The following is a 16,730-nucleotide window of genomic DNA, read 5'->3' as shown; positions in this document are numbered from 1 at the left end:
TGTTATAATACAAGCTCAAAGGGAGGATTACTTCATGTCTTACAAAAGAAAACGTATTTCCGGCCGAATCATCTTCACGGCAGCCGTATTGCTTACCCTGGTGATTTTGACCGTCTGCACGCTGATCGGCCAGCGTGATTCAGCGGAAGATACTTCCGCAGCGCATACCACCACTTCTGTCGAAGAAACAGATCTCCTCGAGGCTATGATTTCCCGTCCGGCCGCCGAACAACTGGACGCCTTTCTTCCGGATTATACCAGCGCCGTAATTCTGAATACTACGCTGATCAAGGATCTGTCTCTGGAGGTCGGTTCCGACGCAAGCCAGCTCCGCATGAACTGGATGTCCCCCAGCGATGAACCCGGATGTGTTCGCTGGACTGACACCGTCACAGGCGAAACCACGGATTTCACTGCGGACTGCGAGGTCTCCGCCACAGTCTCCGGCTGCTATCTGAACAAAGCCACCGCCACCGGCCTGGAACCAGGCGTGACTTATCGGTATCAGGTAGGAAATGACACCGCCTGGTCCCCAGTCTATTCCTATCAGGCTCCGCAGCAGACGGACACCCTCACGTTCCTTGTGACCTCCGACGCTCAGATCGGACAGTCTGATATGGAAATCTCTGAACTGACCGCAGACCGCTGGGATCGGGTTCTGAACCGGCTCACCACCTATGTCCCGGAGGCGAATTTTATCTTCCACCTGGGCGATCAGGTGGCGGATTTCGGGTGTGAGAAGCATTATCGTCTGTTTCTGGATCATTTGCCCCTGTATCGGATCGCCCTCGCGCCTGTGGTCGGCAATCACGATGTGGCTAATTCCTACACGACAGAGGAATACGGGCGTCCCGGCAACACTTATTTTTACGACCATTTTAACGTACCCAACCGCTCGGAAATGGGGCAAAGCGAATCGGACAAGGATGGCAACTACTATTTTATCCGCAATGACGTGCTTTTCATCGTCCTGAACAGCCTGACCGCCTCCGGCGGCGACGAGCAGGAACAGTATGTGAAGCAAATCGTCAATGAGCACCCCGACACCCGCTGGCGCATCCTCGCCGAACATTTTCCTGCTTACTCAGGCGCCCAGAATTCCGGCTCCAATGTGGGCGAATATCTGCCCCGCATCGCTGCTGATTACCAGATCGACCTGGTGCTCACCGGCCACGATCATGTCTACTCCCGTTCCGCCTTCACCAACAGGGACAGTGATGTCCTCACAGATTATAATTACGCGGGTGGCGCTGTGGCCATCAATCCCGTCGGCCCCATGTATCTGACCTGCGGTACCTCCAGCGGCTGCCTCTACCATTTTCCAAAAGCAGAGGAACACATCGTATATCAGGGCCAGGTCAATTCTCCCATGGGAATCCGCATCGACGTCAATGAGGAGGAGCTTCATATCCGCTCTTACCTGGTGGACACCTGGACTATGTTTGACGAATATACCATCCGAAAGGACGATTCCGCCAGCTAATAAGAAAGAATCCTGCGAAGCAGGATTCTCCGCCTGCGGCGGGTCGCATAAGCGACATGATTCCATTCCGCCGCAGTGCGATCCCCCGGAGGGGCTTTTTTCTCTATAGGAATTATGACTTTCACACTTTAATGTAACACGGTATTTCCTATAGAGCGAAAAAGAATGTGCCATTGGCACATTCTCGCGCCGAGGCGCGGTTGCTTCAGCAACCATCTACCACTGCGCCGAGTGCGCATCTTTGCAAGCTCTGCTTGCTTTTATGGAATAGGGAATTCTATCGGAATTTCCTATTCCATCAGAAAGCGCTTCGAACCGATTTTGCAGTTCGAAGCGCTCTTTTTATCCTTTATTTTTCTACGGCTTTTTCGGCAAATTCTGTGGTGACCAGCGCCTCATAGGGCACTCGGCTTTCCAATTCTTCGGCCTCTGCCAGGATATCCTGCAAAAGCTCGAAACTCTTTTCCTCAAAAATCAGATTATCCTTCCAGGTATCCTGCTCATAATAACGGGTCACAATCGTGGTGATATCCGCAAGATCCGTCTCCGCGAACTGGGGCGCAATGACCTGCGCAATCTCCTCCGGGGTGTGGCTCTGCACATAATCCATGCCCTTCTGAAGCGCATTCGTAAATCCCTGGATCACTTCCGGATGGGCTTTCAGGTAACTCTGCTTCGCACTGTAGGCTGTATAAGGCACATACCCGGAATCCACTCCAAGCGACGCCACCACATAACCTTTTCCTTCTTTTTCCAAAGTCGAAGCGCCCGGCTCGAATTCTACGGTAAAATCTCCCTGTCCGCCGGAGAAGGCTGCGGCAGTGGAGCCAAAATCGATGCTCTGATCAATATGCAGATCCGTGGCTGGGTCCAGGTTGTTCTTTTTCAGGATATATTCAAAGACCATCTGTGGCATGCCACCTGTCAGTCGCTATACTATGTAAATATTGTTCGGATAGCTGCGCAGCGGTGATTTCAGGCCGGATATCCGGGAGGAAATCACGGATCAGAGGCCCTATCTCCGCTTTCGGCTTTACGATCTCGTAGGGCTTTAAGGGGTTATCTGTGTCCTTTAAAATGCCCAGTTCCTTCATCAGGCGGATGTAGGGCAGGATGCTCTGCTTTGTTTTCTTGAATCCCAGGGAGGTCAGATGCTCAGACAGATACTTGGCGGAGGTGTAACCCCGTTCGTCCTCCATAATGAGCTTCATAACCACAGCGATCATCGTATTTTCCCGGCGGTTCATCTCGTCTGCAGGATTGTAGCTGATAAGACCGGACAGGCCGTATTTCAGGGTAATCTCCGGCAGACCGTCGGCGTCCACGTCGATACGCTCGATCAACAGCTCAATATCCCGGCGATCCAGTCTGCCCCCGGCAATGATTTTATCCACCACATCCAGAGCGCTTCTCAACTTATCCTTCACGTCCGGCGTCTCCAGTGTGGTTGCGTCCAGTTCCTTCAGGCGCAGCTCCAGACCGTGAATCTGGGCCAGCAAATCCTTCTGGATCGACTCGTAGGTGTCGCTCACCAGTTCCTCATTTCCTGCTGCCATAGTCAAATCCCGAACCTTCTGGGCCAGAAGCGTCTTGAGCTGGCTCTTCCGCTCGCCTATCTCCGCCCGGATACTCTGACGCTTTTCCTCCACCGACTGGATTTCCGCCTCGAAATCCTTCAAATCATAGGCGGCAATCACCTCGCAGAGGGCGTTCCGGCAAAGGCGGATATAATTCAGTACGTCCTCCATCAAATCATTTTCTTCAATGAGATGGGCTTTCTCACAGTAACGCCTGCCCTTGGTGTTGTAGGTGGTACAGATATAATATTTCCGCTCGCCGCTGCTGTTCTTCCGCTTAATGGGCGTCAGACGGCTTCCGCAGTCCTTGCAGAACAGGCAGCTGCCAAAGGGATTCGGAATCTCCGAGCCCAGCCACTGGCCATGGCTGCCACGGTAATTGGTGCGGTTGCGCTTCTCTTTCAGCTCCTGCACCAGCGAAAAGGTCGCCCGGTCGATGATGGCCGGATGGTGATTTTCAAAAATACACTGTTCGTCCCTGGGGACGCGCTTATCCTTGCCATGGACGGTATTTCTGGAGCGCTTTTTCAGGCGGAAGGTGCCGATGTAGAAATCATTGTCCAGCAAATCCTTGAGCATACTGTCTGACCACTCGGTAGCAATCCGCTTTTTACTGATGCGGCCTTCCGCAAGCTCCCGTTCCCGGCGTGCCATGGAGGGCGTTGGGACGCCTTGCTCCGTTAGGTAGGCGGCTATCTTGCGGTAGCCGGAGCCGGACAGATACAGGTCGTAGACCAGCTTCACAGATTCCGCCTCCTTGGGAACGATGTTCAAAACGGTTTTGTCTTTGGCATCCCGACAGTATCCGAAGGGCGGCTGGGTCACCAGTGTCCCTTCCTTCTGTCTGGCTCCGATGGCCCGCTTGATTTTTTTACTGGTATCCTTCACATATCGCTCATTGAACCAGGTCTTGATTCCCACCGTGTCATCGCTGGAATCCATGGAATCATAATTATCATCAATGACAATCAGATGCTTTCCCCGTTCCTGAAACTCGTCCAGAAGCAGCAGCACCTTGGCATTGTGGCGGCCCAGACGGGAGAAATCCTTCACATAGACCGTATCCACGTCCCGATCCAAATCCGCCATCATCTGTTGAAAACCCGGACGGTCGAAGATGTAGCCGGAAACGCCGTCGTCCTCATACCAGCGGTCGATGACTGCGCCGTGGTCGGTGGCGTACTGGGTGATGATGAGTTTTTGGTTCTCGATGGAGACGTAGTTCTTTTTATCGTCATCGCGGGAGAGACGGACGTAGCCTGCGATCATGTTGGTCTTCCTTTCTGTTTCTATTTTTCTTTACTTGGTCTTTTGTTTGTACTCTTTTATTTAAGCTTCATGTAATTATATAATATATTGTGTATATTCGTTTGTAAATAGAAAATGACAGAAATTTTCATTCAAACACTTTGCATAACCCTATAGACCAATTACCTGGAATGCTTAGGTAATCTCAGTTCAAATGTCGGAATCAAAAATTCAGGAATCCTTCCAGTGGTTTCGTATCAAGGTTTTCAGCGCCTGCTGTATGTCCTTCTGTTCCGGCCCGTCTGTGTAAAGGGCAATCCGGAAGCCGCAGCGCTTTAGCAGGTCATATTGTCTTTGAATCTGCTCCTGCGAAGCACCTGGGGATTTCCAGAAATAATATGTTGGTTTTCTTACATGTATCATCTCCATTCTACATCCTGTGGTGCGGATGGGCTTGCTTTATTTGTATGAAAGCTGTGGGGTGGGCTTGCCTGTCCGCTTGTTTATTTTTGTTTGTGGGATGAAATGATTGTAGAATGGAGTGGGAGATTTCTTTATACCGGGAAGCACGCAGAATTACGTGGCGGATACGCTGGGATTTTTCTTCATAAATTCGGAGTCTCTTGCCAGATACGCATTTGTGACGTCACCGCCAAAATGCTTCTGGTCAGGGGAAAAGCCCCTGAAACCCCTGATAATGTGAAATGACGGCAGATTTTGCCGTCACTTTTAATATATGACGGCATTTTTTGCCGCCACTTTTTGGATTTGACGGCACTTTTTGCCGTCATGATTTTCTGCTTTTTGTGAATGACGGCATTTTCTGCCGTCACTTTTTTGAATTTGACGGCACTTTTTGCCGTCATTTTTGAAGAGTGCCGTCGCATTTTGCCGTCATATTTCTAATTTTTTGCGTTTTCCTCTAATTCAAGCATGTACTTATCAAAATCGGACATAAACAATCGATCCTGAATGACACGGTATTTTTCAAATTCTGTTTCTGCATGAAGCTTTGCAATTTCAGCCGTCACCTTCCCCGCATCCTGTAAAATGCCATAATCAAACATTTCGATAAAGCTATTAAGCCTTTTTTCCCAATCCTGCATTGTAAGGGGAATATGCCTTAACGTCATGTTTTCCGCAAAATCCAGGTATGCCGTAACCATGCGGTTCAGTTGCTTCATTTCATTCTGACTCAAATAATTCTTAGCAACCGTAACATCACTTTTCTTAATCTTTCCTTCCGGAGCATCTGCCCAGGTGGTTAATCCCATGTGCTCCTTTGTATGATCGGCCCTTTCCACGATCAGCTCCGCTGCCGTATGACCATGAACTGCATAATGCATTTTGTTCTGAACGGTCGCATAAAATCTTCTCGTGGTTGCAGAATTTTTATCGTAATCAACGGCTGTAGCATACAGATCCGTGATCTTCTGATAAAATTTTCTTTCGCTTGCCCGAATCTCACGAATGCGCTCCAATTGCTCATCGAAATACTTTTCCGTCAGATAGGTTCCGCGTTTCAACCGTTCATCATCCATGACCCAGCCTTTGATGGTGTAGTTCTTTGCAATCTGATTGACCCATTTACGGAACTGTACCGCACGCTCAGAATTGACCTTAAAACCTACAGCAATGATCATCTCCAAGGAGTAATGATTTGTGCTATAGCTTTTTCCATCAGCAGCAGTTATCCGAAATTTTCGGATAACTGCCGCTTCTTGCAATTCACTGTCACTAAAAATTTTTTTGACATGGTAATTTATGGTTCGAACATCCACATCATACAGTGTGGCCATCATCTTCTGCGTCAGCCATATATTCTCATCCTCGTAGCGCATCTCAATGCTGTCCTGCTGATCACCAACAGAGGCAACATAGGTTAAGTATTCCGCTGCGCTGGAACGAATGATTATTTCGTCTTTTTTCTTTGCCAAATGAAGCGCCTCCCTTTCTGACTCGCCTCTAAACTTACATGCTCTCCTTGTATTACTGCAATAATGGATCACTTCCCAAAGGTGTAATTCCATTTTCTTTGAGCATCTCATTTATTTCATAAATCGAATTCTCAGTGCAAGCTGCTAAAACACATTGATAAACATAACCTTCCTTTTTCATAGAATTCAATTTAAAATCTGTTTTACCAAGAAACATCTCAGCCTCTGGTAGGGGCAGCTTCAACCCTATGCATAATGCCAAAACTGTCTGAACTGAAGTCGGGTATTCCTCATCATTTCTTAACCGCTGAATGGTCTTTTCACCAACAAGGGAGGCATCTGCCAATTGCCTATTTGAGAGTTTTCTCTCTTTTTGTAATGCGACCAGCGTCTCCGCAAAAGAACCGGGATATCTGCGCAATGCTTCAGAGCGGCGCTTTGCATTCTTAATCTGCTCAAGAAGCGCCTTGTTGTGCGTATTGAATTCAAAGGAATACTCTATCTGATTTTCAACCGGAGCGGAGTTTCTCATGAACTGTATGTAATATCTCGCGCCTTGGTATTTCGATTGATAGCTATATCCCTTCGAAAAAACTACGCAGCACTCATCCATATGAGAGAGCGCGTACCCTGATAGCGTGGCATTTCCGCCTTGATCGTGTCCTACATACTTCTTATTATTGACTACAAGGTGACGGTCTACAAAAACAAACTGTCCGCTGTCAATTAGCTTTTTAAATTTACGATCGAAGCAGTAAGCCTTGAACAAGTCTGCATAGGGAATTGTAAAAGTCTGGTTTTTCTTCAATGTTCCTATTTTAAATGAATACCCACAAATATACTTTCCATCTACGAATGGGTATACACCTTCAGCCTTTGAATAGCCTAACTCAATCAGTCGAACTTTTGCAGCCTGCCTCGACACGTCGAACAATTCCGCTAGCTCATCTATTACATTCTCGTAGTCTATAATACTTGCTTTTTCAGAACCACCATACTCTGAAAGCAATTCGTCCACCTTCATGCGAGTCGTTTTTTCAGGCATTAAAATTCTGGGAGCAACACCTTTCGCTTGCCACTCCATCCAATCTACAGCCTTCCATTTATCTGAATCTGTGTTATTTGCAGCTATTTGACACTGGATAGCCATTCCAAGATTATCGTTAGCACCTATCATTTTCATCAACACATGATAAGGCTGATGGCGATACCAATGGAAGCATTCATGAGCCAGAGTAGTACGCTTTGTCCCTACAGACCGTTCATAGGAGACACGAGGATCAAGGTATATTGTTCCACGTTTAGCATTGCGAATTGTAATCTTGCGATGTTTATCAAGAACATTTCCATTATCAAAGATAACAGTTCCAAAATAAGCAAGATCATCCGACAACGGAATATCTTCTATGACCTGCAACTTCATATCACTGGCCACTTTTTCAATCGGAACTCTGATCGGTTTGTCTAAAGTTTCAGGGCAATATCTCGCTAGGAACTTTTCAGCCTCATACTCAAACTGATCACGAGAAATGAGCGGCACAAGTTCCCCGGAAAGACGATCATTATCAGATTCTTCCTGAGGTTCACAATCTCCAACTGCCATGATACGAAAGCCACTCATGTCAATACCGAGTGTGACCTGACAATGGATTTTCAGCCACCGCTCAATAAAGTATCCTTTTCTAGAAACAGGCGGCATTTCAACATCACATGATGCAATAACATCAAATGCAATTATTCCCTCTTCCGGCTGTTCAATATGAATAACATTTTCGATTTCCGCATCAATGACCGACGATTTCTTAGCATCCCCTGATTGCTCTTCCTGAATGAAGGCAATAGCAGCATCTCGGATGTCATCGTAACGTGACTGATCAATCAGTTTTTGAAGAGGGCTCTCATCCTGTGCCTCATAATAATCCAGCCTGCTGTCGTTGAGCTCCTTACGAACCTCTCGCCAGTTGGGCATATACTTATCCATATGTGCAATGAATGTGACGTCGTGTTTTCTTGTTAACAAGTGCGTCAATTCATGCAAAATAACATAATCAAGGCACGCATGCGGCTTCTGGACAAGCTGCAAGTTGAACCACAGTTTCTTTTTATCTGTACTGCATGCTCCCCATTTTGTGATCATGTATTTCGTTTGCCAAGAATCACATTTAAGTCCCGTCTGTGCCTCCCACTTAGGCAGACATTTTTCTATTTCTTCCTTTAGAATTTTCCGATATTCTTCTTTCACATAAGCATCTCGCTGTTTCACGGTACTCTTAGTATTCATGGATAAGACGATATTCTGGTTCTGAATCTCGAAGCTGTTCTTTTGATTGTCTGGCGTGAATACAAGAAAATATTGTTTTCCCCAGATATACATCGTCTCACCGGAAACATACTGCCGTTTTGATGCCCTTGGCTGATCTTGAAATTGAGCGATAGACTTTTTGATAAAGCCAAGTTGAGTTCTGGCATAAGCTTCTATTGCTTTATCATCAACAGCTAAAGGCGCAGAAATTACCACATGTCCATCCGGTGGTTTCACCTGAAGGTGCATATTCTTTATATTCTTTTTTTGCACATCAATCGGAATCCCAGAAATGACAATGCGCATTAATACTCCTCCTGCTTCTCAATGATCTTATAGATGCGCTCCACCTCAGAATCATCACCCAAAATCTCAAAAAGAGCCTTTTTGATTCTTCTGACTACTACCTGATTATCCCTAAAGCCAGACAGTGCTTGCTTTTTCACGGCCTTGTGAATTCGAATAACAAGTTTCTCATCCTCTCCGATATTGTCATAAATGGCCATGAGCGCCTTACTCTTACGAATGCTTTCCGGATATTTATCGTTATCCTCCGGGCAATCAACATCCTTGGCTAACTTTATATATTTTTCAAGCATCTCAGCGTAGTCAAGAACTCCCTGCTTACGTTCTTCGATGAGCTTATCAAGGATTTCTGACATCTTTGCATAGTAGCGCGGATTGACAGTAACCTTTTCGATAACCTTCTTACGAATGTTATTCTCGATAGTCTCTGCTGCCCCTTCCTTGTGGCCGGTATCGCCTTCACCAGTAAGTGTTTCGCCTTGCTTTATTACGAAATCCAGCAGAGTAAGATCATCAAAATCGCCAATCTTCTCTGCATCTGCTGCTGTGATATAGTTATCGATCATCTTCCGCATATCAGGTTCATAAGCTTTTAGATCAAGAAAATCACCGCTAGCAGTGCCTATGGTCTTTTTCAATTCAATGTAAAAAGTAACTTTTTTTTCGTACTCATTCAACTTTCCGGATGAAATATCATCAACCAGATAAGGCTTTGCCTCTGCAAACGCCCTAACAAGGCTGCTGATCAACCTGTACAGCTTGTCTCGTAGGCGAACGTATATCTCGTCACTCTCTTCCGATTGACCGGAGACACCACAAAAATAATGGATGTATTGGATCTCACCACGAGGCTCCTCGACACCTTCACAAAGTTCCTCAACCGCATCATACACTTCCTCAAAATAGGATACAGTAGCATCATGGCGATCCTTAACAAGTCCTTTTACATCCTCCGGAGCATATCCTTCAAAAGCACCGGAAGTATAGTCCTTCATTGCTGTCTGGAGCTGTCCAAACAGCTGCTTGTAATCTACGATATAGCCGAAGTCCTTACTATCATCATCAAGACGGTTGACGCGGCATATCGCCTGAAACAGGCCGTGATCTTGCATCTTCTTGTCGATGTAAAGGTAGGTACAAGGAGGCGCATCAAACCCGGTGAGCAGCTTATCCACGACAATAAGGAGCTTCATATTTGCAGGCTCCTCCACAAACTTCCGCTTTGCCTCCTTTTCAAATTCCTCAACCTTAGCCTGAACCGACCCTGCGTTCGGAAGGTCAGACGGATCAAGCCCCAGCATCTTCAAATACGTCTCGTATTTGAGGAAGGTTTCAGTATCATCCTCATCTCTGACGGTGTCAGTTCGCAATTCTCCCTTGTTAGGAGTATAGGAAGATATGATAGCGCACTTCTTAAAGCCCATCTGTTGAAAAATTTCGTAATACTTACAAGCTGTAGGAATACCATCAGCTACAAGAATCGCATTACCGTTTCCATCCATCAAACGCGGCTTCATATTAAAGTCCTGAATGATGTCCCACGCCACTTTTTCAAGACGAGAGCGGGAGCTATATACCTTCTGCATCGTGCCCCACTTCTCCTTGAGCTTTGCCTTAGAACGAGAAGAGAGACCTCTGGTCTTTATGTCAAACCACTGGTCAACACGATCCTGTGACGACAAATCCTGCGGAACATCACGGTATTCATAACGCAAATCCAGCACGACACCGTCGGCCACACCTTCATTGTATTTATAGGCATGGATATAGGTACCGAACACTTCAATGCTGATCTTTTTATCCTTCTTCAGTAATGGAGTTCCGGTAAAGCCGATAAATACAGCATTTGGCATGATAGTCGTCATCGCAGTATGGAGCTTTCCGGACTGTGTTCTGTGGCATTCATCAACAAATACTACAAGATTCCCCTTTGCCTCAAAATCAGCAGGGAGGGAGGCTTTCAGCTCTTCAATATACTTATCATAGTCATTTTCTGTTGCTTCTCCGCCACGACGGCCAAACTTATGTACCAGGGAACAGATCAGCGAATCATCGTATACATTCAGACGATTCAGCAAGTCCTTACCACTCTTAGTTCGAACGATATTCTCATCCACCCCAGTAAATGTTTTTTCTATTTGCTCATCTAATTCATCTCGGTCTGTCACGATAAGGACACGAGCATTAAGCTCCGCCCAATGCGTCAGAATCCACTTAGCAAGCCATACCATCGTCAAAGTCTTACCTGAGCCTTGCGTATGCCACAAAATGCCACCCAGTGGCTTATTCGGATCCCTATTAGGATCATGAAGCTCCGGTCTCAGATTATTGAGCCTTTGTTGAGTGCGTTTGATACCAAAATACTGATTGTATCGGCATACCTTTTTGATGCCTTTATCGAAGACGACAAAATTCATGATAAGATCAATGAACCGTTCCTTATCAAACATGGCATAAATCTGTCTACGAAGTTTATTCTCGATACCTGCACATGTTTCACTGATACGAACATCAACAGGATCACGTTCGTCCTCATGTTCCTTAAAGCCATCATCTTTCCACTCCATGTAGAACTTCTCGCCTGTCAGAAGCGTTCCATAGCGCAGTCCTTCCGATTCGTTTCCTGCCATACAAAACTGCATCGTGGTAAAGAAGCTCTGTATAAATGAATTCTTCTGGTTCGTCAGATTCTGTCGAATACCCTCAGAGACGGAGATACTGCTTCGCTTCAGCTCGATAACAGCCACCGCTATTCCATTCAAATAAACAACAAGATCTGGTCTCTTTTCTGATTGCTCAACGACCGTCACTTCCTCGGCGACGGCAAAGTCGTTATTCAACGGATTAGCCTCATCAATGAGCTCTACCGTCACCGGAGGTTTTTCTGGACTCTCGCTGACTGAAATGCCATACTTCAGCCGTGAATATACAGTCTTATTGGCGTCATAAACCCCACGCGAAAGATTCCCAGCTTCCTGCTGAAGCTGCATAACAGCAGCATCAATCAGCTTGTCTGCATAGCCCTTCAGTCGAAGATACTGGCGCAGACGATCTTCTTTGATGTTCTTATTCTGATAATCTGACAGGTTACCAATATACTGGTAGCCCAAGGTCTCCGGATCTTTAAAGAAGCGGAGCACTCTTTCCTGTGTTTTAATTTCGGCATCGCCAATACTCATCTGACAGGCACCTCCTTACACTAATCTGACCTTGCCGGTCAGCAATTCTTCCATCATACCTTGCATTATTTTCTGATATTTCGATAGTTTTTCTTCGAGTTTGTAGATATCCAAATCCATATCGAAAAGGATACCAGTAATAGCTTCTTGTTCTTCTGTAGTAGGCGGAACATACAAATCGAACTTTACAAGATCCTTCTGATATAAGTGATTAATCGTTGATCCTGCCGACAACTGCTGAAGAAATTCTTTAAATACTGAAGATTCCAGCACATAAAACATGAAATGAGCTGTATACGCATCAGTTATCGGCTTCACAACAAATACACCGCTGTTTAATGTTGCCGGTCTATTTAAATCTGATATGTACGCAACCTTACCTATGGTGCCATCTTTTGTAAGAAGAAGATCGCCATTTGAGACTTGAATGTTTGGGTCTTGCACGTATCTGTCATAATTCACGTAATGACAACCATTCCAATTGATGCGACCATCTTTAAAATCCGTGCCTGTAATCAAATAAGAATAACCTTCATCCAAATATTCAGCTGTAGTTAATCCCTGCCAACCTATACGCGCTTTAAGCCTTGAGTTTTTCGCCAGATTAATTTTTACCCAATCTCCCGAAAAACCATCCAGCCGTTTCTTACCGGTTACAAGCATTTGCATTGTTCCTTGGCGAATATCCTTTTTCTTACGAATGAGTTTTCGTAAATTAGAGATAAGAGTGTCTACATTACACAATACCTCAGCAATTTGCTCTTGTTCTTCTATTGGAGGAAGGATGATTGGAAAGTTTCTAATTCGTGTTAAAGCCAACTTGGGTTGTGCTCCCAATGTTTGCGTCTGATTAATCAGTCCTTGAATCTTTGAGCTCATTAACCAATACATTAAAAACTTTATATTGCATTTAATGTCTGTAATTCTATTTGCATTTTCTGTTAGATTAGCTCCATCAAGATAATCCGATATCTGCCCCACAATACCAAGTGTTCCAGCAACAGAAATATAAATATCATCTCTATATATTCTATATTTTTGTATCCGAAAGTAGGCTTCGTCCGGGACATACATTAGTCCATCAACGTCCACATACCCTGGTCTCATATCTGCAACTCTAATATATGGATGTTGTGTAGGTATCGGAGTTACGTAATATCCTTTTGGTAAGCGTTTCCCACTTCTAACAAATCCAACATCTGGCTCAAGTTTCTTAATATTCCAGTCATCCGGAATATCTGTTCTTAAAATTTCATTTACCATTTAAATCCCATCCTTTCCAGATGAGACTTTACCTTTGTCTCATATTCAATAGTGACTTTGTCAAGCTCTGGAAGTGTATCCTCGTATCGCTCAGCAAGTTCAATAATCCTACTCGTCAAGCGATGGGAAATCTCAGCATACAAATCGCTGATACCAGAGAAAATGCCATCAAACCACTTCTTGTTCACAAGCAGATCTAAAATTTCATTATCTGTGAATTTTTCATATCTTGCCCGGCACTTTTCATCCAGAGCCTTGTTTAGATCTTTAACAATCTTATTGTAATCAGATACCTTCCCGCAAAGGTCTAGAGCTCCCTTCAACTGGTTTACGTCATCCTGCAAGCTCTCAGGTACACATTCTTCTGTACGAATAATACGTAACCGATAGTCAATAGAGCTCTTTGTGATTTTTCCATTTTCGTTGACTGCACTCTTGCAAAGTGGATGCCCCACCAAGTATGCTTCCAGTCGCTTCTTCGTATTTACAAGCTGGAGATCCATGCGGATCACTTCCAGCTCTATGGTTTCCTCTGTTTCAATCGTGCTTGTCAGCTCAACAATTTTGACTTCGATATCCTTTGCTTTAACTTTTCCATTCTCAGCCACATCAGCAAGAGCAGATTCTTCGTCCGCACTCTCAATCAGATCAGAAAGCTGAGCTTCCGTCTCCGCAACAATGATCTCGGCTTCTTCTATGGCATTCTTCTCTTCACGGAAAAAGGCATCTATTACGATAGATTTCGGGATCAAACGACCTTCCCATCCAGTGACCTTCATTTCACCCTTATTCTTTCCCTGCGTAATTTCTTCCTCGATATTGTCTGTCACTCTGGCATTGGTATAGCCATCCGGTTCGCTTATGATAAGTGACACATCATCGTTCATGACCTCATTCCAATAGGCCAGCAACACCTGATATACATCGTATTTGTCAATCAGTGTCAGGTGTTCAAATTCGGCAATGATATCTTCAGCAAGACTTACAATCAGCTCTCTTGCAACCACTTCTTCATTAAGGGCAGAAAGAACCGGATATTCTTTTGCCTTCCATGCAGCAAATGCCTCGTCGAGTTTCTCACCATACTCCGAGAATTCAGTGTTTTTATATATTGTTTTTCGAATACTTTCGTGCTCAACATTCAAGTTGTAGTATTCTTCGCTAATAGCTGACAGCAGCTCAGATTTCAGCGAAGGAAATACTTTCCAGTATTTAGATAGACCGTCGATGTCAATCGCAGGAATGCCGCCATGAATATGAGCATAAATATCCTGAATATCCTCCGGATCTGTGGAATCAATATAACGGGTGATGTTCAGGTTATACTCATTCTTCTTCTCAATTTCATCGTTGGGTACGAAACGTGCATACTTAGAATCTGTAGTAATCTGCTCATTAAAGGTAGTAATGATTCTATAGATATCGCGTTCTCTCAGACGATTCTTATTGCCATCCTTAACATACCCACGGCTGGCATCAATCATAAAGATGCCCTGTCGGTTTGCAGCACCTTCTTTATCAATCACAAGTACACATGCAGCTATTCCAGTGCCATAAAACAAGTTTGCCGGAAGACTGATGATACCCTTGATCCAATGCTTCTTTATAATAGTTTCTCTGATGGTAGCCTCTGTGTTTCCACGGAAGAGGACTCCATGAGGCAAAATAACCGCAGCCTTGCCATTTGACTTCAGAGTTTTAAGAATATGCATAAGCCAGGCATAGTCTCCGTTCTTTTCCGGAGGCATATCCCCATAGCCCTCAAACCGACCATATTCTTTACCGGCAATTCCATCGCGCCAGTTTTTCATGGAAAAGGCGGATTTGCCACTATGTAATCAAAACGCTCAAGTACGGAGTTATCCGATTTATCCATATACTGCGGATTTGAAAATGTGTTACCACTCTTGATGATAATTTCAGCCTTACGATGCAGAACAGCATTCATCTTAGCAAGACCAGCTGTTGTGCTTTCTTTTTCCTGACCATAACCCATAATTGAAAATGGCGCTGCATCGATAGCCCGAATCAACAAACTACCACTACCACAAGCCGGATCGCATACCGTGGCGCTGACATCCGTGCAGTGACTAATGCCTACTACATTGGCAAGAATTCTGGAAACCTCTGCAGGTGTATAGAATTGTCCTTTGCTCTTTCCGCTCTCCGTAGCAAATTTACGCATCAGGAACTCATAGGCATCCCCAATGATGTCATCACCTTCTGCTTTGTTTCGAGAGAAGTCAAGTTCCTGACGTTGGAAAATAGAGATAAGATCAGTCAATTTATCGACCATTTCTTTACCGCTTCCCAACTTCTTCTCATCATTGAAATGGGCAATATCAATAACACCCTTCAGTTCAGTGTTCTCATCAGCAAGGCGAGCTATGATTTTATCCATGCCCTCGCCGATGTTCTTCTTTCCCTTCAAAGCAATAAAATCGTCAAAGGAGCAGCCCGTCCGCTTCTCTGGATCAGTCTCTCTATCATGTGCTTTATCAAATACCTTAATGTCCTCATAGGCTCCTTTATTCTTAAATTTATCAGTGACATACTTCATGAACAAAAGTGTCAGAATATAGTCCTTATACTCTGAAGAATCCATGCCTCCGCGAAGTTTATCACAGCTCGCCCACAGCGATGCATATAATTGCGTTTTCTTGACAGCCATCTTTGTCTGCTCCTTGTCTAATGATTTTCTTCAATTTTTCCCATGAATCAGTCAGCACTTTTACCGCTCTTAACCCATTTATCGAGTTCGGAAATTTTAAATTTCCACTGTTTTCCGATTTTCTGAGCAGGCAAATCTTCTTTTCCATTTCTGATCCAGCTACGAAGAGTGACTGTTTTGATTCCTAAATATTCTGCAGCTTCATCTATGCTTATCCATTTGTCATTCATGATTTCTTCCATGCTCTCACCTCGTGGTTAAATCTACATATAATTTTATTATTTTAGCATACATCATGTACGTGAATTTTTAAAGAGTTTATTGTTATTTGCTGATATTATTTTTTATTTCTGCGTTTTTATAAATCCCCCAGACATGATTATGTCCTGTTTTTTTTGCTTATTTTCAATGCTGAACGGCTCTCCAACTTCTTGTTCTACCAAAACGGACACAGCTATGTCCGAGGTTTTCATTTCAATTTCTGGCATATTTAAGACAGGTAAGGAAAACCCGTCTCAGACAAGACGTTAAACTGCTATATCCAACCAATAACTCACCTTCTGTGGCCACGAGGTACATTCGCAGTTGTTGGAACGACCTCACAAATAAATAGCGCGCTGACTGCGAACGGATGCGCACCTATTTTGAAGCAGAGTTATCCGCAAAAGATAACCAACTGCAACAAATATTACCCCCAGTCATGATAGACATCTCCGTTTCAGTTTGAATGTTAAAAGACGATAAATATCATGATAATCAACGAC

General features: G+C 44.6%; 8 protein-coding genes and 2 pseudogenes. 1 reads left to right on the top strand and 9 read right to left on the bottom strand.

Annotated features, from left to right (window positions below; genetic code table 11):
- Window positions 1–34 precede the first annotated feature (34 nt).
- The gene (locus OCV63_RS13280; RefSeq protein WP_158364621.1) at window positions 35–1,483 is read left to right on the top strand and encodes a purple acid phosphatase family protein; all 1,449 of its coding nucleotides are present in this window, start codon (window positions 35–37) and stop codon (window positions 1,481–1,483) included.
- A gap of 349 nt (window positions 1,484–1,832) precedes the next feature.
- On the opposite strand, the pseudogene OCV63_RS13275 reads toward OCV63_RS13280, so the two are convergent.
- The 9 genes and pseudogenes from OCV63_RS13275 to OCV63_RS13235 form a co-directional block, all read right to left on the bottom strand.
- Window positions 1,833–2,405 (bottom strand): annotated as a pseudogene (locus OCV63_RS13275) (ABC transporter substrate-binding protein); the annotation flags it as partial.
- Window positions 2,380–4,329, bottom strand: coding sequence for a recombinase family protein (locus OCV63_RS13270; protein WP_158364619.1), 1,950 nt, complete (start codon window positions 4,327–4,329; stop codon window positions 2,380–2,382). The pseudogene OCV63_RS13275 and the gene OCV63_RS13270, both read right to left, overlap by 26 nt.
- Window positions 4,330–4,913: 584 nt before the next feature.
- Window positions 4,914–5,174 carry a hypothetical protein gene (locus tag OCV63_RS13265; protein ID WP_158364615.1) on the bottom strand — a complete coding sequence of 87 codons (261 nt, stop codon included), beginning with the start codon at window positions 5,172–5,174 and terminating at the stop codon, window positions 4,914–4,916.
- A 36-nt stretch (window positions 5,175–5,210) separates the two neighbouring features.
- Window positions 5,211–6,245, bottom strand: coding sequence for a virulence RhuM family protein (locus OCV63_RS13260; protein WP_158364613.1), 1,035 nt, complete (start codon window positions 6,243–6,245; stop codon window positions 5,211–5,213).
- Window positions 6,246–6,297: 52 nt separating this feature from the next.
- Window positions 6,298–8,853 carry a YgjP-like metallopeptidase domain-containing protein gene (locus tag OCV63_RS13255; protein ID WP_158364611.1) on the bottom strand — a complete coding sequence of 852 codons (2,556 nt, stop codon included), beginning with the start codon at window positions 8,851–8,853 and terminating at the stop codon, window positions 6,298–6,300.
- A complete protein-coding gene (locus OCV63_RS13250) occupies window positions 8,853–12,032 on the bottom strand; it encodes a type I restriction endonuclease subunit R (protein ID WP_158364609.1) in 3,180 nt (1,059 codons plus the stop codon). Before OCV63_RS13250 ends, OCV63_RS13255 begins: the two co-directional genes overlap by 1 nt.
- A 15-nt stretch (window positions 12,033–12,047) precedes the next feature.
- On the bottom strand, window positions 12,048–13,295 hold the full coding sequence (locus tag OCV63_RS13245; protein WP_158364607.1) for a restriction endonuclease subunit S: 1,248 nt from the start codon (window positions 13,293–13,295) through the stop codon (window positions 12,048–12,050).
- Window positions 13,289–15,900: pseudogene (locus tag OCV63_RS13240) on the bottom strand (type I restriction-modification system subunit M). Before OCV63_RS13240 ends, OCV63_RS13245 begins: the two are co-directional and overlap by 7 nt.
- A 113-nt stretch (window positions 15,901–16,013) precedes the next feature.
- Window positions 16,014–16,208, bottom strand: coding sequence for a helix-turn-helix domain-containing protein (locus OCV63_RS13235; protein WP_158364605.1), 195 nt, complete (start codon window positions 16,206–16,208; stop codon window positions 16,014–16,016).
- Window positions 16,209–16,730 lie beyond the last annotated feature (522 nt).

The organism is Laedolimicola ammoniilytica (assembly GCF_025567165.1).
In the GTDB taxonomy this organism is placed as follows: Bacteria; Bacillota; Clostridia; order Lachnospirales; family Lachnospiraceae; genus Laedolimicola; species Laedolimicola ammoniilytica.
The sequence above is the reverse complement of the archived record's forward strand: the minus strand, read 5'-3'. Positions and strand labels throughout refer to the sequence as shown.

What these genes read in the sequence shown, in the direction of transcription:
- OCV63_RS13255 (WP_158364611.1), bottom strand. Translation starts at nt 8,853, where the DNA reads ATGCGCATTGTCATTTCTGGGATTCCGATTGATGTGCAAAAAAAGAAT.
- OCV63_RS13265 (WP_158364615.1), bottom strand. Translation starts at nt 5,174, where the DNA reads ATGACGGCAAAAAGTGCCGTCAAATTCAAAAAAGTGACGGCAGAAAAT.
- OCV63_RS13280 (WP_158364621.1), top strand. Translation starts at nt 35, where the DNA reads ATGTCTTACAAAAGAAAACGTATTTCCGGCCGAATCATCTTCACGGCA.
- OCV63_RS13270 (WP_158364619.1), bottom strand. Translation starts at nt 4,329, where the DNA reads ATGATCGCAGGCTACGTCCGTCTCTCCCGCGATGACGATAAAAAGAAC.
- OCV63_RS13235 (WP_158364605.1), bottom strand. Translation starts at nt 16,208, where the DNA reads ATGGAAGAAATCATGAATGACAAATGGATAAGCATAGATGAAGCTGCA.
- OCV63_RS13250 (WP_158364609.1), bottom strand. Translation starts at nt 12,032, where the DNA reads ATGAGTATTGGCGATGCCGAAATTAAAACACAGGAAAGAGTGCTCCGC.
- OCV63_RS13245 (WP_158364607.1), bottom strand. Translation starts at nt 13,295, where the DNA reads ATGGTAAATGAAATTTTAAGAACAGATATTCCGGATGACTGGAATATT.